We start from the raw sequence: 22,531 nt of genomic DNA on the forward strand, positions 1-22,531 counted from the left end.
GTCCAGTACCCCGGTCCTGGATGCGGCGCGGGGCATGACCGGGGTCCGGGGAGCCGTTCCGCCGTGTGCACGATGTCCGACCGGGGGTCGGCTTGATGGGCTGGAGCCGTACCAGATCCCCGTCTCCGGAAGAGGCTCCAGCAGACATGATCCGCGCTCTGACCTCGTTCGCCACGCGCAGGCGCTGGCTGACGATCGCCGTCTGGGCGGTGCTCGGCATCGCCCTGACCGTCGTCGGCCAATCGCTGATGTACCGGGCCACCGACTCCCAGCCGGGGGACTTCCTCCCCCAGGGCTACGACTCCGCCGCCGCCCTGAAGATCGCGGAGGACGCGTTCGGCGAGCAGCCGGACGCCAACGCGGCCACGGTGCTCGTCGCCCGCTCCGACGGCGGGAAGCTGACCGGCGCCGACCGGGAGCGGATCGCCACGATCACCGCCGGTCTCGCCGAGCAGCGGATCAAGGCCAAGGCGCCGGAGATGCCGCTGATGGAGGACCACTCCCAGCGGCCCTCCCTCGCCGTGGGCCCGACCGCCCCCGACGGCACGTTCCAGCTGCTGTCGCTCTCCCTGAACGGCAACATGAACGACCCCGGGCTCCAGGACGTGTACCGGGAGGTGCGGGACAGCGCCGAGGACGAGTTCTCGGCGGCGGGCCTGCGGGCCGGGTTCACCGGCGGGATCGCGTCCACCGTGGACACCAAGGACGCCGGTGAGCATCGCGAGATGCTGATCGCCGGGCTCACCTTCGGGCTGATCGTGCTCCTGAACGTGCTGGTCTTCCGCAGTGTCCTCGCGGCGATCCTGCCGCTGATCGCCTGCTCGCTGATCGGCGGGGTCGCGATGGGCGCGGTGGCCGGGACGGCGGTCCTGTTCGACATACCGCTGGACGCCTCGGTGCCGTCGCTGATCACCGTGGTGCTGCTGGGCATCGGCATCGACTACTTCCTGTTCCTCCTGTTCCGCTTCCGGGAGCAGTTGCGCTCGAACCCCGGGCAGCCCGCCCGGGAGGCCGCCGCCGCGACCGCCGCGAAGGTGGGCGGGGCCATCGCCTCCGCCGGGCTCACCATCGTCGCCGCGTTCGCCACGCTGGGCGTGGCCAGCTTCGGGCAGTTCCGGGTGCTCGGCCCGTCCATCGCGGTGTCCGTGCTGGTGATGCTGGTGGCCAGCCTCACCCTGATGCCGGCGCTGCTGGCGGTCGCCGGGCAGGGCATGTTCTGGCCGTCGAAGGCATGGCGCACCGAACGGCGGGGCGGACTGGCGGCGCGCCTCGGCGACGCGGTGGCGCACCGGCCGGTGCGGTGCGTGCTGGCGAGCCTGGCGCTGCTGGGTGTGCTGTCGGCGGGCGCGGCCGGAGTGCGGATGAGCTACGACATGCCGGAGCAGGACCGCACCGACGCGGTCCGGGTCTCCGAGGAGATCTCCAAGGTCATGCCCGCCGGGGCGACGGACCCGCACACGGTGTACGTGCACGCGGACGGCCCGCTGGACCGGGGCGCGGTGACCTCGCTGTCGAAGGCGCTCGCCGGGACCGAGGGCGTCGGACAGGTCACACCGGTCCAGTACGCCGAGGACGGCAAGGCGGCCAGGATCGGGGTCGTGCTGACGGCGGACTCGTCGTCGGCCGAGGCGCGGGACCTGGTGTCGGGGCCCGTGCGGGACGCTCTCGCCGAGCACCGGCCGGACGGGGCGGAGGCGCACATCACCGGTACGGCGGCGGTGTACGCGGACATCTCCGAGGCCGTCGACAAGGATCTGCGGCTGGTCTTCCCGATCGCGGCGGCGCTCATCGCGGTGATCCTGTTCCTGCTGCTGCGCTCCCTGGTGGCGCCGCTGGTGCTGCTGGTCTCGGTCGGTCTTGGCTTCACGGCGACGCTGGGGGCGGCGACGCTGGTGTTCCAGCACGGACTTGACCGGGCGGGGGTCACCTTCACGCTCCCGCTGGTGCTGTTCCTGTTCGTGGTCGCGCTCGGTACGGACTACAACATCCTGATCAGTGACCGGATACGGGAGGAGATGAGGGGGTCCTCCGTCCGGGAGGCGGTGTCCTTGGCCGTGCGGCACACGGCGCCGGCGATCACTACGGCGGGTGTGGTGCTGGCCGGGTCGTTCGCGAGTCTGGCGGCGAATCCGGCGACGGCGGAGGTCGGGTTCGCGACGGCGCTGGGGATTCTGCTGTCGGCGCTGGTGCTTTCGCTGGTGCTGGTGCCGGCGTTGGCTGTGCTGCTGGGGCGGGGGATGTGGTGGCCCAGTGGTGGTGGGCGTCGGCGGAAGTCCGCGGAGGTGGGGGAGGAACGGGAGCTGTCGGTGGTCGGGGGTCGGTGAGGGGTGGTTCGGGGCGCGGGGCGGGTGCGGCTTGGGTGTGGCTGGTCGCGCAGTTCCCCGCGCCCCTGAGGGGGCTGGGCTGAAGGGGCATTCTCCGGTGCTACCAGATGCCGCGAGGGCCCTGCCCAGCCCGGCAGCGGGGGCAGCGGCAGGGGGGCCAGCGGTGGGAGTCAAGGGCGATGGGTCCGGGGCCGGGCTCGTAGACGCGCGGCGGGGTACGGTCCACACGCTCACCGTCCAGGCGGACCCGGTAGGTCTCGATGGTCATGCGGGAGGTGCCCGGGGCGGGTGGGGTACCGGCGTTCATGGCGCGGCCTGTGCGTGGGGGCGGTGGCAGGGGCAGGCGCAGCGCGGGACCCTTCGTCGTCGGCCCTTTCCGGGCAGCAGCGTGCCCAGTGTCCATGCCAAGAGCGCGGGGATAATGCTCACTGTCGTCAGCTCCTCAATAGCTGGTGGCCATGCCCCCGGGGCCGGTGACGCGGTCGCCGGGGGTTTTGTGGAGTCAGCACGAGGCACAGTGGAATCAGTGGAGTGTGACCGCATCGCCACTCACCGTGCACTTGAATGGTCCACCGGTGGACTAGTCATGTCAAGGTGGGCGTGAAAAAGGGCCCCGCCAACGGCCGGGGCCCGTATGCCAGTTCGGCGTCCGACGGTCAGTCGGTCATCGCGTACTCCTCCGTGCGGGCCCACCGGCCCGCCGGGGTGATGGCCACCTCGTAGGCCAGTGGCTGGCCGTCCTCGTCGTAGGAGACGTGCCGTACTTCCGCCACGGCCTCGGGGTTCTCAAGCTTCAGCAACTGCCGTTCCCGGTCGGTGGCGAGCCGCGAGGTCCACCAGTCCCGGCCCGTGTGGGGTCGTCGTCCCGTCTCCATCTCCACGTAGCGAGTCGTCCCCTCCCGCACCCGCTCACGCTGGAGCAGCCGGGGTGCCGCCTCGGCGACGGCGGACGTGAACCAGGAGTAGCTCATCGAGGTCGGTTGCTCGCCCTCGAAGGTCACCCGCTCCCTGCGGGCCACCTGGTCGCCGGGGTCGACGCCCAGTGCCGTCGCGGCATCCTCCGGAGCGGGCACCAGCTCCGCGCTGAGAATGTCCGCATGCTCACCGGCCGTGTAGATGTGGCCGGTCGTCACGGCGGTCCGGTAACGCTCGCCCGCCGTGCGGGCCAGTGGCGTCCGCTGCTTGACGCTGCTCCCGGTGCCCTGGCGGGTCTCGATGAGGCCCTCCTGCCGCAGGACGTCCAGAGCCCGTACGACGGTGGCCCGCGAGACACTCCAGCGCTCCGTCAACTCACGCTCGGACGGCAGGGCGTCGCCCGCCTCGATCTCGCCCCGGACGATGCGCCCCCGGAGGTCGGATGCGATCTGGTCATACTTCGGCAGTGCCATGACTGACTTCCCGTCAAACGGTTGACTGGTCCAGTAGGCATGCTCAAGCAGACGCCGATCCGAGTCAAGGCAGATCCAGGCGAACCCGTGAACTCGCGGAGCGGCTACGCCAACAGCCCCGACGCCCGCCACAGCCGCCGCCCCACCCCCCGCAGCACCCCAATCTCGTCCAGGAAGTCCGTCAGTTTGCGGGCGCCGGTCTGCATCACCTCGCGGCGGTGGGCGCTGGCGCGTACCTGGGCCACCGCCTTCCGGCGGTCCAAGCCGACGTTCGTGTAGACCTCCGGGTTCACGAAGGCGATCGAGAAGATCCGGGCGAACTCGCCGGAGGTGACCCGGGTGAACTCCTGGGACCAGCGCGGGGCCGTCACCATCTGGCGGCGCAGTTCCTCCCGGGCGTACCGGACATGGCGGGCCTCCTCCACCACATGGATCCGGGTCACCCCGCGCACCAGCGGCTGCACCCGCTCGTCCGGGAACGTCAGCCGCTGCATCCAGTCGAGGACCTCCTCGCCCAGCAGGGTCGCCGTGAAGGAACCCGGGGTCGTCGAGACGGTCTTGAAGAGGCGGCCCAGGTTGTGGTGGGCGCGGCTGACCGGGTACCAGGGCGTGTCGCCCCGGGAGATCAGCCGGGCGAACATCTTCGAGTGGCGGCACTCGTCCTCGATCTCGGTGAGCGCGTACCGCACATGCGCGCTCGTCGCCGCCTTGTCGTAGATGTGCCGGACGAGCAGCTGCATCAGGATGATCTCGAACCAGATGCCCAGCGACGCCAGCGCCGCCGCCTCGTGCCGGGAGAGCAGGATGCGCTGCTCCTCGCTCATCCGGTGCCACATCGGGGTGTCGTAGAGGGACAGCAGCTCCGGGGGCCAGAACCACTTGCCGTCCTCGAACGGGGCGTCCCAGTCCAGTTCGCCGTCCGGGTCGAAGGAGTGCTTCGCGGACGCGGCGAGCAGCCGCTCGGCGACCTGCTCACGGTCCTTCAGCAGGCCCAGCGCGTCCCGCAGTCCGTCGAGCGCGTCGCCATCGGTCAGGGTCGTCATGGTGGTCCCACCTCGTGGTGCCGGTCGCTGGGTCAGTTACCCCGGGTCACCTCTTATAAGACTGCGTGTCAGCAAGGTCGGTCAATCCCCCGGGGCGCAGTTGTTACCGCCCGGGGCGGGTCCCGCTCCCCGGCGGAGCCCGCGCCTCCGCCGCCGACGGCCCCTGACCTCCCTTCCTGTGCAGTACCTTTCCGATGTGTCCATACCTCCGCAGCAGCCCCCGCAGAACCCGTACGGCGAGCAGCCGCCCCAGGACCCGTACGGCCAGAACCCGCCGCCCGGCCCCTATCCGCAACCGCCCGCGCAGGGCGGGCCGTACGGTCAGCCGCCCCAGCCGCCGTCCCCGCAGGGCGCCTTCGGCGCCCCCTACGGGCCGCCCCAGCCCGGCGCCGCCCCGTACGGCCAGCCCCCGCAGCCCTGGGGCGTACCGCCCATGGGGCCGCCGCCGAAGAAGAAGCGGACCGCGCTGGTGCTCGGCATCGTCGGCGGGGTCGTGGCGCTGGTCGTGGTCGTCGTGGTGGGGCTGGCGCTGATCGGCAAGGAGGTCGAGGACAGCTTCCCGGAGGCCAAGTACGAGCTGACCGTGCCGCAGACCCTGCTGGACGACACGTACGAACTGGCCCAGGACATGTCGGACACCGAGGGCCAGGCCATCGAGGCGGAGGCGGACACCGCCTGGGACGCCAAGGACACCACGGCCGTCGTCGCCACCTACAGCCTCGGCGGCGACGAGGCCGCGGGCACGCTGGTGGTGTCCGGCATGTACGGACGGTTCCTGAGCCTGGACGCCAACCGCGACAACATGATGTCCGGTGCCGCCTCGGCCGAGGGCATGGAGGTCGCCGTCCCGCCGCAGGACTTCACCCCGGACGCCTCCGGCATCACGGTCACCTGCGAGGTCCTCACCCAGTCCACGATGGGCACCGAGATGTCCATCCCCACCTGCGGCTGGATCGACGGCAACACCGGCGCCACGGTCGCCGAGGTGACCCCCGAACTGATCGCCACGGCCCCCGAGGACATCGACCTGGAGGAGGCCGCCAGGACCACCCTCCAGATCCGCGAGGAGATGCGCCGGCCGATCGGCTGACGGTTCCGGTCCTTCCCGCCGCGCGGGCCCGGTACGTCAGCGTCGCGTACCGGGCCGCCCGGCGTCCGGTGTCCGGGCGGGCCCGCCCCGCCCCTTCCGCTTCCCGTCCCCCTTCTTCAGCACCGCCTCCATCACCGCCCGTGCGATCGGCGCGGCCACCCCGTTGCCGCTGACCCGGCCCCGGTCCGCCGCCGCGTCCTCCACCACCACCGCGACCGCCACCGTCGGCTCGTAGTCGCCCTCGGCCTGCGCCCAGGAGACGAACCAGGCGTACGGCGTGCCCGTGTTGTCCACCCCGTGCTGGGCGGTGCCGGTCTTGCCGCCGACGACCGCGCCCCGGATCGCCGCGTTGGTGCCGGTGCCCTCCTCCACCACGTCCCGCATCAGCTCCCGCATCCGCAGCGCGGTCAGCGGGCGCATCGCCTGGCGCACCGGCCGCCCGCCCGCCCGGCCGAGGACGTCCCCGTCGCCGGTCGTCGTGCGCTCCACCAGATACGGGGTGCGCCACTGCCCGCCGTTGGCGACCGCCGCCGACACCGCCGCCATCTGGAGCGGGGTCGCCCGGGTGTTGAACTGCCCGATGGAGGACAGCGCGAGCTGCGCCCGGTCGACGGTGGTGTCGAAGGTGGACTCGGCGACCGAGAACGGGATCCTCACCCCGGTGTCGTTGAAGCCGAACGCCTGAGCCGTCGCCGCCATGTCCGCCACCCCGGTGTCCACGCCGAGCTTGGCGAACACCGTGTTGCAGGACCACTGGAACGCCTCCCGCAGCGAGGCGTCCGCACAGCCGTCCGACTCGTTGCCGAGGGAGGTGGTGGTGCCGGGGAGGGTGTAGGGGGCGGGGGAGTCGGTCGGCGCGTCGAGATCCGTGATCACCCCGGCGTCCAGCGCCGCCGCCGCCGTCACCACCTTGAACGTCGATCCCGGCGGGTACGTCTGGCGCACCGCCCGGTTGAGCATCGGCTTCTCCCGATCCCCGTTCAGCCGCGCCCACGCCTCCTTCGCCGCCGCCCCGTTGCCGGACAGCACGGCCGGATCGTACGACGGGGTCGACACCAGCGCCAGAATCCGCCCGGTGGCCGGTTCCACCGCCGCGACCGCGCCCTTGCGGGCGCCCAGCCCCGCGTACGCCGCCTGTTGCGCGGCCGGGTCGAGGGTGGTGACGACATCGCCGCCCGCGCTGCGGGTGCGCGCCAGGTCGTTCCAGAGCGGGAACGGGGACAGCATCGGGTCGGTGCCGGACAGCACCCCGTCCTCGGCGTGCTCCAGCAAGGTCGTGCCGTACTCCTGGGAGGAGAAGCCGGTGACGGGGGCGTACAGCGGGCCGTGGGCGTACGTCCGCTCGTAGCGGAGCTGTTCGCGGGTGTCCGCCGAGCCGGTGACCGGCCTGCCGCCGACCAGGATGTCGCCGCGCGGCTGGCCGTAGCGGGCGATGACCCCGCGCCGGTTCGCCGGGTTGTCGTCGTAGGAGCGGGACTCGAAGACCTGGACGCGGGTGGCGTTGACCAGGAGGGCGAGCAGGAGCAGGGCGCAGAAGACGGCCGCGTGGCGGACGTGCCGGGTCATCGGGCGGCCTGCTCGCCGGGGCGGTCGCTGGGGCGGTCGTCGGGGCGTTGACCGGGGCGCTGGTCGGGGCGGTCGTCGTAGGGTCCGGCCGGGCCGTCGTCGTCGTACGGGCGGCGTGCCGAGTCGCTCACCCGGATCAGGAGGGCCACGATCGCCCAGTTGGTGACCACCGACGAGCCGCCCTGCGCGAGGAACGGCATCGCCATGCCGGTGAGCGGGATCAGCCCGGTCACCCCGCCCGCGATGACGAACACCTGGAGCGCGATCAGGGACGCCAGCCCCACCGCCAGCAGCCGTCCGAACGGGTCGCGCAGCGCCAGCCCGGCCCGGAAGCCGCGCTCCACCAGCAGCGCGTACAGCAGGAAGACGGCGGTCAGCCCGACCAGGCCGAGTTCCTCCCCGGCGGTGGCGAGTACGAAGTCGGACTTCACGGCGAAGCCGATGAGCGGTGAGTGCCCGAGCCCAAGACCGGCGCCCAGCAGCCCGCCCGCCGCGAACGCGAACAGCGACTGGGCAAGCTGGTTGGGTCCCTGTCCGGCCTCGATGGAGGCGAACGGGTGCAGCCAGTCCTGGATACGGGCGGCCACATGCGGCTCCAGCCGTCCGACGGCCACCGCGCCGAGCGCGGCCAGCGTCAGCCCGACGGCGATCCAGCCGATCCGGCCGGTGGCCGCGTACAGCATCACCACGAACAGTCCGAAGAACAGCAGCGAGGTCCCGAGGTCCCGCTCCAGCACCAGCACCCCGACGCTGACCAGCCAGATCGCCAGGACCGGCCCGAGCACCCGCCCGGTCGGCAACTGGAGCCGCCGGAACCGCCACACCTGCCGTCCGGCGTGCGCCAGCGCGGCCCGGTTGGCGGCGAGATAGGCCGCGAAGAACACGGCCAGCAGCACCTTCGCGAACTCACCGGGCTGGATGGAGAACCCGGCGATCCTGATCCAGATCCGGGCCCCGTTCACGGCGGGGAAGAGGATCGGCAGGATCAGCAGCGCGAGGGCGGCGGCGACACAGACGTACGCGTACCGCTGGAGCACCCGGTGGTCGCGCAGCACCAGCACCACCACGATGAACAGCCCCACGCCGAGGGTGGACCAGACGAGCTGGGCGGGCGCGGCCCGGTCGCCCGGGGTGTCCAGGTCCAGCCGGTAGATGAGGACCAGCCCGAGCCCGTTGAGCAGCACCCCGATGGGCAGCGGCAGCGGATCGGCGTACGGCGCCCGCCGCCGTACGGCCAGATGCGCCACCAGCGCGAGCGCGCCCAGCCCGGCGCCGTAGCCCGCGGCGCCGGGCGGCACGGACCCGGTCCTGGCCAGGCCGACCGCGCAGTAGCCGTACACCGAGAGCAGTACGGCGACGACGATCAGCGCCAGTTCGACCCCCCGGCGCCGGGGGAGACGGACGGCGGGCGGGGCGGGCTCCACCGGGAGCAGGGTTCCGGCAGTTCCGGCATCACTCATGCCCGGAACCTACCTAAATGTCAGGAGTCGGCTCAGCACCACCGGGGCGCGGACCCGATGTTGTCGATGTAGCGGGCCGCGCCCCAGGCCCAGGTGCCGTCGGTCAGCAGGTACCACAGCGGATTGCCCTCGATCCGCTGCCCGGCGGTCTTGCAGTAGATCGAGACGATCTCGCCCCGGTGCACCGAGCGGATCACCCGGCCGCCCCGGTCGGGCCTGCTGCGCAGCAGCAGCCGGTCGGCGGTGACCCGGCCCCGGTAGTGCCCGCGCGAACCGTGCTCACGGCCTTCGTCGTAGCGGCCTTCGTCGGAGCGGCTGTCCTCGCGGCTGTAGCTGTCGCCGCTGTCATGTTCGTCGGCGACGGCCGGAACCGCGGCGACCGTACCGGCGAGCAGCGCGCCCGTGGCGGTGGCTATGGCGAGCCGGGTGAGCGAGGACCGGATACGCGGGGGTGTGGGGGACATGAGGGACCTCCAGAAGGCGGGTGAATGTGGTGAATTGCCACTGTTCGCCACGATAGAAGCGGCGCCTTGGCGCCGCCCGTCACACTCACCCATCGGAGCGCGTCCCACCTGCCCGCGTCCCACCTGCCCGCGCCGCCCCGCCGACCCCGCCTCAGACCGGTCCCCCCGGCGGAGCCGCCGCCGGCCCTTCCGCCGGTGCCGCCGGTCCTTCCGCCGGTGCCGTCGGCGGAGCCTCCGGCAGGGTCAGCCGGGCCACCGCCCCGCCCTCCGGCGCGTTGGTGAACTCCAGCCGCGCCCCCAGCACCTCCGACTGCCCGAGCGCGATGGTCAGCCCCAGCCCGTGCCCGGTCGCCCCGCCCTCCGTCCGGAACCGCTGCGGCCCATGCGCCACCAGATAGTCCGGATAGCCGCCCCCGTGGTCCCGTACGGTCACCACCGGCCCGTCCACCGTCAGGACCACCGGCGGGCGCGCGTGCCGGTGCGCGTTGACGACGAGATTGCCGAGCACCCGTTCCAGCCGCCGCCGGTCGGTCCGTACGGCCGCGTCCCGCGCCACCTCGATCTCCGTGCCGCCGCCCGCCGCCCGTGCCACCCGTCCGGCCAGCGCGCCCAGTTCCTCGGTGGTCAGGTCCAGCCGCTCACGCCCGGTGTCCAGCCGGGAGATCTCCAGCAGGTCCTCGGTGAGGGTACGCAGCGCCTGCACCCGGTCGCGCACCAGCTCGGTCGGGCGCCCCGGCGGCAGCAGTTCGGCCGCCGCGTGCAGCCCGGTCAGCGGGGTGCGCAGCTCGTGCGCCACATCCGCGGTGAACCGCTGCTCGCTCTGGAGCTTGCTCTGCAACGAGCCCGCCATGGAGTCCAGCGCGGCGGCCACCGACGCCACCTCGTCCTGCGGCCGGGTCGGGTCCTTGGTGCGCGGGTCGTTCACCCGGGCGTCCAGATCGCCCGCGCTGATCCGCCGGGCCACCCGGGCGGTGGTGTGCAGCCGCCGGGTCACCCGGGTCACCGCGAACGCGCCGACCAGCAGCGTCGCCCCGATGGCCAGCGCCGAGGACCAGACGATGGCCTGGTCGAGGGCGTCGATGGTGCGGGCCTGCTGGGCGTAGTCGACCCGGACGGCGAGCGCGCGTCCGCCCTCGGCCGGGCCCGCCGCCCACATCGTGGGATGGCCGCGGTGGTCGGCGACCATCGTGCCGCGCCGCCCGGAAGCGGCCAGCGCGCGCAGCGGATGCGGCAGCCCCGCCGGGTCGATCGCCGCGCCCGGCAGCGGGGTGCCCCCGGCCTCGTAGGTGCGGGTGGAGTCGGCGAGCCGGGACAGCGCCAGCTCACGCGCCTGTCCGACGGTCTGGTTGGTGACCGAGACATGCACCAGGATGCCCAGCAGCGCGGCCAGCGCACAGCACATCACCGTGATGAACAGCGCCGCCTTCGCCCCGAGGGTCCCGGCCCACTGCGGCAGCCGGATCACCGGGCGTCCGTACCGGTCGGCGTGGGGCTGACGCCCGTACGGACCATCTCGTCATGGGTGAGCAGCATCGCCCGCTCCTGGGTGTCCCAGGTCCACTGGAGCCGGTAGTCGTAGCCCGGCACGTCCGACGGCAGCCGCATGATCAGCGCCCGCTCGGCCAGCTCCGCCGAGCTGAAGGCGTCGTCCCAGGACATCACCTGGACGACCTTGTGATCCTCGACGGTGTAGATCCGTACGGCGGTCAGCCCGCCCGGCAGCAGCCGGAATCCGAGGGTCAGCTCGGGGCGGCCGTCCCCGGTGAGATCCCGGTAGTAGGGGGTGAGCACCGGGCAGCCGCCGCCCGGCCCGTCCCCGGGCGCGCAGCCGGCCATCCGCTCGGCGGTCACCCGGTACGGGGCCTTCGCGGCCGTGTAGTCGTCCGGATGGGCGGCGATCTCGGCGTCCACCAGGGCCGCCGGGTCGACCCGGCGCAGATCGTCGCCGGGCGCCACGATCCCGCGTATGACCTCCCGGTCGGCCTCCTCCAGCGGGAACGCCGGGGAGGTGGCCGGGGCCAGCTCCGGCCACAGCCGCTCCGGGCTGCTGGCGGTCGGCGCGGTACCGGCGGCCCGCAGCTCCCCGGCGTCGCCGCAGGCGGTGGCCACGGCCAGCAGCAGGGCGACGACGGCGGCACCGGCACCACGGCGGGACACGGCACGCACCGGACGGCGGCTGGAAGGCACGGGACTCCTGGACGGGGCTGGACGGGGGCGGACGGGGCTGGACGGGGGCGGACGGGGCTGGGCGGGGGCGGACGGGGCTGGACGGGGCTGGACGGGCTGGACGGGGGCGAGTGGGGTACGCGGGTTCGGGGCACCGGAAGGATGCCCGGTACACCCTATTCGTAGAGAAGTCCCTTTTGTGCACGGGTCGGGCGGCGACCCCGGGGCGGCGGACGCGGGACCCGGCGCTACCTGGGGCCACTCGGGGCCACTCGCCCCTACTCGGCCAGCTCCTCCAGCAGCCGTACGGTGCTCAGACCGGTCCGCAGATACTCCACGAACAGATCGTTGTGCAGCGCCCAGGGCGAGCGCCGGGCCCGGATCAGCCGGATGGCACCGTCGGCGGAGTGCCCCTGATGGGTCAGGGCCTGCGCCACCACGAGGCCGGAGCGGTTGTAGCCGTGGAAGCAGCGCACCAGCACGGTCCGCCCCGCGTCCACCGCGTCCGCGGTGGCCCGCGCCAGCCGGATCACACCGGCGAGCTGTGTACCGTCCAGCGGGCCGTCCGGGATCGCCCACACCTGATGCTCCACGCCGGGATCGGGGCCGTGTCCCGGCTGCCGCAGCAGCGTCTGCACGAGATCGAACTCACCCCGCACCACGGCGGACCTGAGCTGCCCCGAACGCCCCCGGAACTCATGCCCGCCCATCCACAGGCCCGGCACGATCTCGCTCCAGGGCGTCTCGGGGCTGGGTACGTCGGCTGCCCTCCCGCGGGTACGCACCGGAGCCTCCCCATAGGTCGTCCCCACCGCTGTCCACGGTAGCCGGGTTCTTGCCCGTGGAGCACCCCGCCTGGTCCCATGGACCGGGGGTGAGGGCGCATGAGACGACTGCGGGTCATACCGACCGCGCACCACGGACGCGAACGCCTGTACGTCTGTCTCCCGGACGGCCGGAAGATCGCCTGGTACGACCGGCAGACGGCCCGGGTCAATCTGCTGAGCGAGGACGAGCAGGAATCCGTCCTGGCGGCGCTGGCCCCCTACCTCACCGGCCAGGTGGCGGTGGGCCCCCCGCCCGTCCCGACCCCCGCCGAACTGGCCCGGCTCGCCCTCCACCCCGATGACGACCTGGCCCCCAACCGTCCCGGCGAGGCCCTGCTCATCGCCCTGGACCGCGATCCGGCGCCGCCCGCCCGGCTGCGCGCCGACCCCCGCAGGAACGCCCTGGAGGCGGAGCGGACCGTCGGCGGGTGTCTGGACCTGCTGGAGGGCGCGGGCTGGCACACCCTGCACTCGGTCCCCCTCCCCGGCGGTGACCGCGTCCACCATCTGACGATCGGCCCGTCGGGTGTGTACGCCGTCCACGCCCTGTACGCCCGCAAGCACCGCGTCCGGATCACCGATCCGCTGGTGGCCGTGGGCCGCAGGGCGCCCTGGCCGCTGCTGCGCCTGGTGCGGGCCGCCGCCGACCGGGCGTCCTACGCGCTGACCGCCGAGGTACGGCCGGTGCTGGCGGTGGTCGCCCCGTCCCGTCTGGAGACCCCGGCCGCGCCGCGCGGCGTACGGGTGCTCACCGAGGCGGATCTCGGCGGGCTGGCCCGCGAGGGGGCGGTGCTGAAGCCCGCGGACGTGGCGGCGCTGCACGCGATGGCCAGGGACCGGAACACCTGGGCACGGGTGTGACACCGCTCAGGACGGCGAGGACGGCGAGGGCAGCGGGGCGGCCCGGTCCGGCTCCAGCAGCGGCGCCAGCAGATCCCCGTCCGCCGCGAGCCGCTCCGCCAGGTCCCCGGCGCGGAAGGCCAGCGCCGCCGGTTCGCGGCACCGCTCGACCTCCGTCCAGGTGACCGGCGCGGAGACCAGGGGTTCCTGGCGGGCCCGGAGGGTGTAGGGCGTGGCGGTGGTCTTGCGCGCCGCGTTCTGGCTCCAGTCGACGAAGACCTTCCCCACCCGCAGGCTCTTGGTCATCCGGTGCACCACCAGCCGGGGCAGCGCCCGCTCGGCCTCCACCGCGAGCCCCTTGGCGTATGCGGACACCTCCCCGCTGGACGCCCCGCGCACCGCCGCCAGCAGATGCAGCCCCTTCGCCCCGGAGGTCTTCGCGTACGCCTCGATCCCGTCCGCCGCCAGCCGCTGCCGCAGCCATCCGGCCACGGCGCAGCACTCCACGACGGTCGCGGGGGCGCCCGGGTCCAGGTCGAACACCAGCCGGTCGGCCCGCTCGGGCGCCCGGACCAGCCACTGCGGCGTATGGAACTCGGTCACCAGATTGGCGGCCCAGATCAGCGACGGCAGATCCTCCACCAGCACCATCCGCGCGGGCCCGTCCGACCGCGGCACCTGGGCGGTGGTGACCCAGTCGGGCGTACCCGGCGGCACGTTCTTGGTGAAGAAGAGCTGGCCGTCCGGCCCGTCGGGATACCGCAGGAAGGACACCGGCCGCCCGCGCAGATGGGGCACCAGCACGTCCGCGACGGTCGCGTAGTAGTGCAGCAGCTCGCCCTTGGTGAACCCGGTCGCCGGGTACAGCACCTTCTCCAGATTGCTGAGCGCGAGCCGCCGCCCCGCCACGACCGTGATCGGCGTCATACGATAAGAATCACACACAAACCCCACAAACCCGGCCAGGAAAGGCAGTACCGCCCGTGCGATCCATATGGAACGGAGCCATCTCCTTCGGCCTGGTCAGCATCCCGATCAAGCTGGTGAACGCGACCGAGAGCCACTCGATCTCCTTCCGCCAGATCCACACCGAGGACGGCGGCCGTATCCGCTACCGCAAGTTCTGCGAACTGGAGGACCGCGAGGTCAGCCAGGCGGAGATCGGCAAGGGCTACGAGGACGCGGACGGCACGGTCATCCCGATCACGGACGAGGACCTCGCCCAGCTCCCCATCCCCACGGCGAAGACCATCGAGATCGTCGCCTTCGTCCCGGCGGACCGCATCGACCCCCTCCAGATGGGCTCCGCCTACTACCTGGCGGCGAGCGGCACCCCGGCCGCCAAGCCGTACACCCTGCTGCGCGAGGCCCTCAAGCGGAGCAACAAGGTCGCCATCGCCAAGTTCGCGCTGCGCGGCCGGGAGCGGCTCGGCATGCTCCGGGTCCTGGACGACGTCATCGCGATGCACGGCCTGCTCTGGCCGGACGAGGTCCGCGCCCCCGAGGGCGTGGCCCCCGACGCCTCCGTCACCATCCGCGACAAGGAACTCGACCTGGCGGACGCCCTGATGGACACCCTCGGCGAGGTCGACCTCGCCGACCTCCACGACGAGTACCGCGAGGCGGTGGAGGAGGTCATCGCCGCGAAGGCAGCGGGCGAGACCCCACCGTCCCTCCCGGAGCCCGCGGCGGGCGGCAAGGTCCTGGACCTGATGGCGGCCCTGGAAAGCAGCGTCCGCGCGGCGAAACAGTCCCGAGGCGAGGAGGCCGAGGTCCACCCCTTGCCCCAACGCGAGCCAAGCACCAAGAAGCCCCCGGCGAAGAAGCCCACGCAGAAGAAGCCACCCGCCACAAAGAAGACGACGAAGACCTCCGCCAAGCCCCCCGCGAAAACGACCGCGAAGACGACCGCGAAGACCTCCGCCAAGACGACGGCGAAGAAGTCCACGGCGAAACAGCCCCCCGCGAAGAAGCCCGCCACCCGCAAACGCTCGGCGTGACCCACGTCGGCTCCGTCCTCCCCGGCCGACGCCCCTCGGTCACGCGTCAGGGATGTCCGGCTTCGCCGCGATCAGCATGCTCCTCGGGATCACCACGAGCCGTTCGTCGGGCCCCACGGAGACCCCGGGCGGCAGCCGGTCCCCCAGGGACCCGGTGAGATCGCGGCCCACGACGGCGACATCCCCGTTCTCCAGCTCCCAGATGTCGGGGCAGTCCGGGCTGTCGGTGGTGACCCCCAGTTCCTGCGGGGACTTCCCGAGCCGCCGCTTGAACGTCGTCTCCGGATCGGCTTCCCATGGCCGGGTCATGACCCACCGCCCTCTCGATCGCCGCGGAACGCTCCGGGCACACCTTCGGCGGCGTACCCCGTATGGTCGCCCCGGATGCATACCCCCCATGCCCACACACGAAGACGCCGCCGGGTCACGCCCGGCGGCGTCTCTGGTCCGGTACCGCGTCAGCGCCGCGTACGACCGCGCGTGCTGTTCCCCGTAGCCCCCGTAGCATCTCTCACCGCCCCACCACCTCCTGTGCCGGCGCCTGGGACGGCGTCAGCATCGACGTCAGCAAATGTGCGTCCAGCAAGGACACGTCCGCCGTGCGGTCCGCTCGGGCGTAGCCCGTCAGCATGCGTCTGGTCAGGACGAGTGCTTCGGGGGAGCGGCGCAGCAGGGGGCGGGTCCAGGTCGTGATCGTGTCGTCCAGGGTCTCCAGCGGGGCCGTCTTGTGGAGCAGGCCGAGGCGGTGGGCCGTCGCGGCGTCGAAGGTCTCGCTGGTGAGCATCAGTTCGCGGATACGGGCCATGCCCAGTTCGGAGACCAGGCGGCCCATCGCCCCGCCCCAGGCCGGTGGCAGGCCGAGGCCGACCTCCGGCATCCGGAACCGGGTGGTGTCCGCGCCGGCCCGCAGATCGCAGTACGAGGCGAGGGCGAGGCCCGCGCCGACGACCTTGCCGTGCAGCCGGGCGATGGTGACGGCGTGGGTGTTCTCCAGGGCCTGGCAGAGCCGGTGCGCCTTGTCGGCGACCCGGCGCAGCGCCGTACCGGTGGGATCGGCGGCCAGGCTGTCCTGGTACTCGTGCCGGTCGGCGCCGAGGCAGAAGTCCGTGCCCAGCGAGGACAGGACGAGGACCCGGACGTCGGGGCGGTCGTGCAGGGTGTCGAGTACGGCGGTCAGCGCGTCGATCGCGGCGATGCCGAGGGAGTCGTCGGGGGTCTGGGACGGATTGAGGCGGACATGGAGGACGGGGCCGTCCTGGGTGACGCCGAGGGGCGTCACGGGCGGCGCCGCGGTGAGCGTGGGTGTTGAGTTCATGCCAGAGCAACATCCAGATTCATCAGCCGCCGGAAGACGACCCGGCGCGGGGCCATCGCCGGACGGCGTACCAGGGTCAGGCGGGGCAGACGGGTGACCAGTCGGCGGAGCAGGGTCTCGGCCTCCAGACGGGCGAGCGGCGCCCCGAGGCAGTAGTGGATGCCCGCGCTGAACGCGAGATGGGCGGGTTTGCGGTGGATGTCGAACCGCTCGGGGTCCGGGTGCCGTTCGGCGTCCCGGTGCGCGGCGCCCACCATCAGGTGCACCATCTCGTCCCGGCGCACCTCCATGCCGTGCAGTACCTGGTCGTCTGCGGCGACCCGGCTGATGACATGGGTGGGGGCGTCGTAGCGCAGGGACTCCTCGATGAACGCGGGCGCCAGGTCCGGGCGGTCGGCGAGCTGCTCCCACCGCTCCGGTGCCTCGACGAGCCGCAGGGTCATCGTCGACAGCAGATTGGCGGTGGTCTCCAGAGCGGCCAGCAGCACGAACAGGGCCAGGAAGTAGACCCCTTCGTCCGCCTTGGCCCGGTCGTCCGGCTCCAGCGCGTCCCACTTCCCGATCCAGCGGGACACCGGGTCCGTGCCGGGGTGTGCGCGGCGGTCGCGGACCAGGTCGAGGAAGTAGGCCCGCAGTTCGGCCATCGCCGCGTCCGAGCGGGCCAGCTGGCTCGCCGTCGGCAGCAGTTCCTGGGTGTACACCTGGTCATGGGTCAGCTCGCGCAGCCGTGGCCAGTCGGCCTCGGGCAGCGCGAGCCAGTTCCCGATGGTGGCGACGGGGAGCTGCTCCCCGACGACGGCGGCGAAGTCGGCTTCGCCGCCGTCACGTATTCGCTCCGCCAGGGTGTCCAGGAGCCGGTCGGTCACCTCGGTGACCATCGGGCCCAGCCCCTGGATCGTGCCTCGGTCGAACGTGCCCGCCGCCTGCCGGACCCGGCTGTGGTCCGGCGGGTTGAGCGCGGGCAGGGTACTGCTGATCTCGCGCGCCGACGGCGCGCTCCAACGGGTGCGCGGCCCCTGCTTCTCCCGCCAGCGCTTGTCGGGCTCCAGCCAGGCGGGGCTGCGCAGTATCTGGTCGCACAGGTCGAAGCTGGTGACCAGGAATCCCCCCCAGGGTGCGGGGGCGACCGATCCCAGCGAGCGGAGCTCGGCGTACAGCGGGAAGGGATCTTCCTGGCCCTGCGCCGAGCGGAGTCGGGTGAAGAGGGAGAGGGTGGCTCTGCGGTCGGACTGGGTCGCGACGGTCCTCACGATGACGGCCCCTTTCTGAGCACAGCCGTCATCCATACCCGGCAGGTGTTTCAAGCATCCAATAACACGGTGCTCTTATACGGTTACCTGTGTCACTCCCCCCGCGTCCACGCGAGGAACCGGCTGAACAGGCCCTGCTTGGGCGCAGCCGCACCCGCCGGACGGGCCGCCGTCGCCGCCGCGGCCGTACGCTGCCCGGGGGCCCCGGCGGTCGCCGGACGTGTCCCGGACTGCGCCGCCGAGTGCAGCGTCCGCGGGCTGAACCGCACCGGAAGCGTCACCAGCGACCGGCTCCACGGCGCCGGAACCCACGCCAGCTCCTTGAACGCCACCCGCAGCTCGATGTCCGGCAGCCGGTTGGAGAGCGTCTCCACCGCCTTCACCGCGATCATGAACGCCGGGTCCTTCGCCGGACAGGCGTGCGGACCCGCCCCGAACGCCAGATGCGCCTTGGCGCTCAGCTGCTCCCGGTGCTCGCTCAGCTTCGGGTCGGTGTTGGCCGCCGCGAACGACACCAGCACCGGGTCGTTCTCGCGCAGGATGCGCCCGCCCAGATCGACGTCCTGGACCGGGTAGTGCGCCGCGTAGTTGGCGATCGGCGCGTAGTTCCACAGCGTCTTGGCGACCGCGTCCTCCACCGGCAGTCCGACCTGCCAGTCCTCGCCCAGATACAGCGCGGTGCTGGTGCCGATGGTGGCCGCCGTCGGGGTGGTGCCGCCGGACAGCAGCGTCACCAGCTGGTGCAGCACCTCCTCGTCGGTCAGCCCGGCCGGGTGCAGCATCAGACGGGTGGTCAGGTCCGGACCCGGGTTGCTCCGCTTCAGCGCGATCAGCTCGGCGAGCGCCCCGCCCAGCACCTCGTCGGCGCCCGGCGTGCCCTCGAAGATGCCGGTGGTGCCGACGATCACCCGGTCACCGATCTCCCGGGTGCAGCCGAACAGGTCGCTGAAGACCAGCAGCGGCAGCGGCCCCGCGTAGTCCGCCATCAGCTCCGCCTGGCCACGGGTGCTGAACACACTGATCAGATAGTCGGCGGACTGCTGCACCTGCCGGGCCAGCTGGAGTTCGTTGACGGTGGCCAGCGAGTCGGTCACCGCCTGCCGCAGCCGGGCGTGCGCCGCCCCGTCCGCGAACAGCGCGTTGGGCCGGTAGCCCATCATCGGCAGCGCCGGGCTGTCCTGCGGCACCCGGCCCTCCCGCAGCGCGTTCCAGCGCCGCGAGTCCCGGACGAACAGCTCCGGGTGCTGGAGGATGGACAGCGCGTCGTCGTACCCGGTGACCAGCTCGACCTGGACGTCCGGGGCGATGTCGACGGACGCGCTCGGACCGAGCGAACGCAGATGGGCGTAGTGCCCCTCCGGATCGGCACCGAAGTCCGGACCGTACAGCCGGACGTTCGCGTGCGCCGGGCAACCGGGCGGTATGTCGTGGTGCTGCATGCCTGGCTCCTAGCCGAGGATGGACATGAGGTGTTTCACCAGCGCGATGAGCGCCTGTGCCGACGACTGCTCGTCACGCACGTCACAGTGCACGATCGGGGTCTCCCGGGAGAGGTTCAGCGCCTCGCGGACCTCGTCGTACGGATAGTCCGGCGTCCCGTCGAACCGGTTGACCCCGATCGCGTACGTCAGACCGAACTGCTCGACCAGGTCCAGCACGGGGAAGCTCTCGTGCAGCCGCTCCGGGTCGACCAGCACCAGGGCGCCCAGCGCGCCCCGCGACAGCTCCTCCCACATCTCCTTGAAGCGCTCTTGCCCCGGCGTACCGAAGAGATAGAGGACGAGCTGATCGCTCAGCGTGAGCCTGCCGAAGTCCATGGCCACGGTGGTGGTCTTCTTGTCCGGCGTGCCCGACAGGTCGTCGACGCCGACACTGGCCTCGGTGATCTCTTCCTCGGTCTGCAACGGCGTGATCTCGGAGATGGAGCCGATACAGGTGGTCTTGCCCACGCCGAAATGACCCACGATCAGGATCTTCACGGCGTGGGAGACATTGGGTTCCAGATAGACGGACAAGGGTCAGGCTCCGAATTTCGTCTGGAGGCCACTGATGACAGCGCTCAGCAGTTCACGGTCGGGCCGCTCGGCGCGCGGGATCGGCGGCCGGACCAGGATGAGCCCGGCGTCGTCCATCTGCGCCAGCAGAATCCGTACGATCCCCAGCGGCAGCCGGGTGTGCCCCGCCACCTCCGCGACCGAAAGGAACCCGTTGGCCACCAGATCCATGACCTGACGGGCCTCCGGCGACAGGGTGCGGGCCGCCGCGGACGCCCCGTCCTTCGCCGTCACCAGCGTGGTGTGCGAGTACTCGTGCTCCGGAGGCAGCGACCGCCCCTTGGTGATCACGAACAGAGGGACTAAATCGGAGGTCAGCTCGATCTCCAGCTCCGGATCGTCATGCATGTCCGACCGTCCCTCCCCGCGGTGTCCCGGTCAGTACGGGCACCACGTCCTGAAGACGAGTAGTGAACTCCTCGATGTCACAGTCGTGCTCGGCCGCCGCCGCCAGATAGGCGCCGTCGCCCGCGGAGATCAGGAAGACCCAGCCGTGCTGGAACTCGATCACCGTCTGCCGCCACCGCGGGTCCTCAAGACCGCCGGTGAACGGCGAGGTGGCCCGGCTGTAGGCGTGCAGGCCCATCATGGCCGCCGCGATCCGGTCGGCCAGGTCCTTGCCCATGCCCGAGGAGGCGCCCCTGGGCAGCCCGTTGATCCCCAGCAGCACGGCGTGCCGGGCGCCCGGCACCTCGGCGATCGCCTTGTCCAGCTCCGGGATCACGAACGCCGGACCACCCGTGCCGTCGTGCAGCTCCCGGTCCGTGCCCGCCTGGTGCAGATCCCCCGGATTCACCCGGGGCGCCGAGGTCAGACTGTCCCCGAGCCGCGCCACCAGCCGGTTCATCCGGTACGAGATCTGCTCGATGTCGACATCCGGCTCCGCGGCGGCGGCCAGATAGGCCCCGTCCCCGGCGGCGATCAGAAAGATCCAGCCGTGCTCGAACTCGACGATGGTCTGGTTCCAGCGCACCACGTCCGCCGGACCGGCGAAGCCCGCCGCCGCCCGGCTGAGCGACTGCATCCCGGCCATCGCCGCGGACACGGCCCGCACATCCCGCTCCGACAGCCCGTCGGTGGCGCCGCGCGGCAGCCCGTCGGCCGAGAGCACCACGGCGTGCCGCGCCCGCGGCACGTTGTCCACGATGTCCTTGACCATCCACGACAGGTCAGTGGTCATACGTCTTCGGACCCTTCGGGCGAGGGAGCGGAAAGGTCGCGGCCGGACATCGAACCGCGCTGGAACGCGCCCAGCCCACGGCCGGACAGCCCGCGCCGCGCCGCAGCCGCCTCACCGGCACCGCCCGCGTCGCCGAACCCGGCCATCGGCGCCTTGCGCGCCCCGCGCTTGGGCAGCCCATGGGCGGTACGGCCACCGATCCGCGGCACCTCGGTGTGCGGCCGGATGCTGCTGACCGGCGCCTCGGCCCCGTTGTTCTCATGGTTCGCCGGCGGGACTGTCTCCTCCATGGTCCACAGCTCCTCGGGCAGTCGGACGACGGCACGCACACCGCCGTACCGGGAGACACCGGTGACATCGACATTGAATCCGTGCTGACGGGCGAGCAGGCCGATCACGGGGAAGCCGAACTTGGGCTGGTTGCCGAGCTGCGACAGCCGGGGCAGGTCGTCCCCGGCGAGCAGCATCGAGGCGGACATCCGGTCCTCGTCGTTCATCCCGACACCGGCGTCGTCGATCACGATGCACACACTGTTCTGCACCCGCTGGAACGTCACTTCGATCGGGGCGTCCTGCTGCGAGAAGCTGGCGGCGTTGTCGAGCAGTTCCGCGACGGTCAGCGCGACCGGCGCCACCGCGGCGGCCTTCAGCGCGATCCCGCTGTGCTGCATGATCTCGACCCGCTGGAAGTTGCGGATCTGCCCCTGGGCGCTGCGCACCACGTCATAGACGCTCGCGGGCCGCGGCCGGCGCCCGATGGGAGCCCCGCACATCACCGCGATGCCCTGTGCCTTACGGGCCATCTGCGCGTTGGCGTGGTGCACATCCAGCAGGTCGGTGAGGACCGAGTGGCCGCCGTACTTGCGCTGGATGTCGTCGAGCACGGTGGTCTGCTCGGCCGCGAGGCTCTGGAGGAAGCGCGCCGCGCCCTTCAGCACCGCCTTGGTGCGGTCCTCGGCGGACCGCTCCGCCTCACTGATGACGTCGTCCTGCTCCTGACGGAGCTTGTAGACCTCGCTCCGCAGCCGCTGGATCTCGTTCTCCGACTCCCCGTGCAGCTGGGTCAGCGCGGTTTCGAGCTGCCTTCTCTTCACTCCCACGGCTCTGTTGCGTACATACAGCACGACGGCCGCGGCGACGGCTATGGCCGCGATGGCAGCCAGGCACCATATGAGCACGTCTCGAATCATGGAAACCTTTCCCGGCGCGTGGCAGCAGACATCGGCCCGACTCACCTCGCGATGATCCGCAGCCATCCCCCAGGAACTGCGTGGCACTGCGTGGCCGCTGTGCACGGCAAGCCGGCCGACTTCGAAATGGCGCCCGACCCGAGTGGATCAAGGTCGCGGACGCCGGAATGCTACCACCGCACATGTGCTCCCAAGAGCCCCTGTTCGGGGTCTAAACGCATGTTCAACACAGCCTTTGCACAGCACTTTTGACAGATCGTCGCTTGCCGTTCCGCGCCCCGCCCCGGTTCCGGTCCGGAACCATTCCGGACCGTCCGTGCCGCGCTGACCTGCTGGTCCGGGGGAGGGGATGGGTGGGTGCGACGGCGGGTGGG

21 protein-coding genes are annotated in these 22,531 nt (G+C 72.1%); 4 read left to right on the forward strand and 17 right to left on the reverse strand.

The window, feature by feature from the left end; genetic code table 11:
• Positions 1–146: 146 nt before the first annotated feature.
• Positions 147–2,324 (forward strand): MMPL family transporter, encoded by a 2,178-nt coding sequence (locus tag AB0D49_RS14640; protein WP_362756455.1) that lies wholly within the window; start codon positions 147–149, stop codon positions 2,322–2,324.
• Positions 2,325–2,980: 656 nt separating this feature from the next.
• On the opposite strand, the gene AB0D49_RS14645 is transcribed toward AB0D49_RS14640, so the two are convergent.
• Together AB0D49_RS14645 and AB0D49_RS14650 are read right to left on the reverse strand one after the other, a co-directional pair.
• Positions 2,981–3,712: a GntR family transcriptional regulator gene (locus tag AB0D49_RS14645; protein WP_362756458.1), complete on the reverse strand. Its 732-nt coding sequence runs from the start codon at positions 3,710–3,712 to the stop codon at positions 2,981–2,983.
• 104 nt (positions 3,713–3,816) lie between these two features.
• Complete coding sequence (locus tag AB0D49_RS14650; RefSeq protein ID WP_362756461.1) at positions 3,817–4,755, reverse strand: diiron oxygenase; 939 nt, start codon at positions 4,753–4,755, stop codon at positions 3,817–3,819.
• A gap of 196 nt (positions 4,756–4,951) precedes the next feature.
• Here AB0D49_RS14650 and AB0D49_RS14655 point away from each other — a divergent pair, with 196 nt between their 5' ends.
• Entirely contained in the window at positions 4,952–5,845 is an 894-nt protein-coding gene (locus AB0D49_RS14655) for a hypothetical protein (protein WP_362756464.1), read from the forward strand.
• 36 nt (positions 5,846–5,881) lie between these two features.
• On the opposite strand, the gene AB0D49_RS14660 is transcribed toward AB0D49_RS14655, so the two are convergent.
• From AB0D49_RS14660 to AB0D49_RS14685, 6 genes are all read right to left on the reverse strand, one after another.
• Positions 5,882–7,411: a penicillin-binding transpeptidase domain-containing protein gene (locus tag AB0D49_RS14660; protein WP_362756467.1), complete on the reverse strand. Its 1,530-nt coding sequence runs from the start codon at positions 7,409–7,411 to the stop codon at positions 5,882–5,884.
• Positions 7,408–8,871 carry an FtsW/RodA/SpoVE family cell cycle protein gene (locus AB0D49_RS14665; RefSeq protein WP_362756471.1) on the reverse strand — a complete coding sequence of 488 codons (1,464 nt, stop codon included), beginning with the start codon at positions 8,869–8,871 and terminating at the stop codon, positions 7,408–7,410. Before AB0D49_RS14665 ends, AB0D49_RS14660 begins: the two co-directional genes overlap by 4 nt.
• Positions 8,872–8,903: 32 nt before the next feature.
• On the reverse strand, positions 8,904–9,335 hold the full coding sequence (locus tag AB0D49_RS14670; RefSeq protein WP_362756474.1) for an SH3 domain-containing protein: 432 nt from the start codon (positions 9,333–9,335) through the stop codon (positions 8,904–8,906).
• Between the two features lie 151 nt (positions 9,336–9,486).
• A complete protein-coding gene (locus tag AB0D49_RS14675) occupies positions 9,487–10,737 on the reverse strand; it encodes a HAMP domain-containing sensor histidine kinase (RefSeq protein WP_362756913.1) in 1,251 nt (416 codons plus the stop codon).
• Between the two features lie 59 nt (positions 10,738–10,796).
• The gene (locus AB0D49_RS14680) at positions 10,797–11,492 is read right to left on the reverse strand and encodes a hypothetical protein (protein WP_362756477.1); all 696 of its coding nucleotides are present in this window, start codon (positions 11,490–11,492) and stop codon (positions 10,797–10,799) included.
• Positions 11,493–11,779: 287 nt separating this feature from the next.
• Complete coding sequence (locus AB0D49_RS14685; protein ID WP_362756480.1) at positions 11,780–12,286, reverse strand: protein phosphatase; 507 nt, start codon at positions 12,284–12,286, stop codon at positions 11,780–11,782.
• Positions 12,287–12,385: 99 nt separating this feature from the next.
• On the opposite strand from AB0D49_RS14685, the gene AB0D49_RS14690 reads away from it, so the two are divergent.
• The gene (locus AB0D49_RS14690; RefSeq protein ID WP_362756482.1) at positions 12,386–13,189 is read left to right on the forward strand and encodes an NERD domain-containing protein; all 804 of its coding nucleotides are present in this window, start codon (positions 12,386–12,388) and stop codon (positions 13,187–13,189) included.
• A gap of 6 nt (positions 13,190–13,195) precedes the next feature.
• On the opposite strand, the gene ligD is transcribed toward AB0D49_RS14690, so the two are convergent.
• Complete coding sequence (gene ligD / locus AB0D49_RS14695; RefSeq protein ID WP_362756485.1) at positions 13,196–14,095, reverse strand: non-homologous end-joining DNA ligase; 900 nt, start codon at positions 14,093–14,095, stop codon at positions 13,196–13,198.
• A 56-nt stretch (positions 14,096–14,151) separates the two neighbouring features.
• Between ligD and AB0D49_RS14700 the strand changes: the two genes are divergently transcribed.
• Positions 14,152–15,168: a Ku protein gene (locus AB0D49_RS14700; RefSeq protein ID WP_362756488.1), complete on the forward strand. Its 1,017-nt coding sequence runs from the start codon at positions 14,152–14,154 to the stop codon at positions 15,166–15,168.
• 39 nt (positions 15,169–15,207) lie between these two features.
• On the opposite strand, the gene AB0D49_RS14705 is transcribed toward AB0D49_RS14700, so the two are convergent.
• The 8 genes from AB0D49_RS14705 to AB0D49_RS14740 form a co-directional block, all read right to left on the reverse strand.
• A complete protein-coding gene (locus tag AB0D49_RS14705; RefSeq protein ID WP_362756491.1) occupies positions 15,208–15,477 on the reverse strand; it encodes a hypothetical protein in 270 nt (89 codons plus the stop codon).
• 202 nt (positions 15,478–15,679) lie between these two features.
• The gene (locus AB0D49_RS14710; RefSeq protein ID WP_362756494.1) at positions 15,680–16,483 is read right to left on the reverse strand and encodes an enoyl-CoA hydratase/isomerase family protein; all 804 of its coding nucleotides are present in this window, start codon (positions 16,481–16,483) and stop codon (positions 15,680–15,682) included.
• Positions 16,480–17,733 carry a cytochrome P450 gene (locus AB0D49_RS14715; protein ID WP_362756497.1) on the reverse strand — a complete coding sequence of 418 codons (1,254 nt, stop codon included), beginning with the start codon at positions 17,731–17,733 and terminating at the stop codon, positions 16,480–16,482. The genes AB0D49_RS14710 and AB0D49_RS14715 overlap by 4 nt, the downstream gene beginning before the upstream one ends.
• Positions 17,734–17,825: 92 nt before the next feature.
• Positions 17,826–19,172 (reverse strand): cytochrome P450, encoded by a 1,347-nt coding sequence (locus tag AB0D49_RS14720; protein ID WP_362756500.1) that lies wholly within the window; start codon positions 19,170–19,172, stop codon positions 17,826–17,828.
• 9 nt (positions 19,173–19,181) lie between these two features.
• A complete protein-coding gene (locus AB0D49_RS14725; protein ID WP_362756503.1) occupies positions 19,182–19,748 on the reverse strand; it encodes an ATP/GTP-binding protein in 567 nt (188 codons plus the stop codon).
• A gap of 3 nt (positions 19,749–19,751) precedes the next feature.
• Positions 19,752–20,135 (reverse strand): DUF742 domain-containing protein, encoded by a 384-nt coding sequence (locus tag AB0D49_RS14730; protein WP_362756506.1) that lies wholly within the window; start codon positions 20,133–20,135, stop codon positions 19,752–19,754.
• Entirely contained in the window at positions 20,128–20,967 is an 840-nt protein-coding gene (locus AB0D49_RS14735) for a roadblock/LC7 domain-containing protein (protein WP_362756509.1), read from the reverse strand. Before AB0D49_RS14735 ends, AB0D49_RS14730 begins: the two co-directional genes overlap by 8 nt.
• The gene (locus AB0D49_RS14740) at positions 20,964–22,139 is read right to left on the reverse strand and encodes an ATP-binding protein (protein WP_362756916.1); all 1,176 of its coding nucleotides are present in this window, start codon (positions 22,137–22,139) and stop codon (positions 20,964–20,966) included. Before AB0D49_RS14740 ends, AB0D49_RS14735 begins: the two co-directional genes overlap by 4 nt.
• Positions 22,140–22,531: the final 392 nt, after the last annotated feature.

It is taken from the genome of Streptomyces sp. NPDC048290 (assembly GCF_040652095.1).
Lineage (GTDB): Bacteria > Actinomycetota > Actinomycetes > Streptomycetales > Streptomycetaceae > Streptomyces.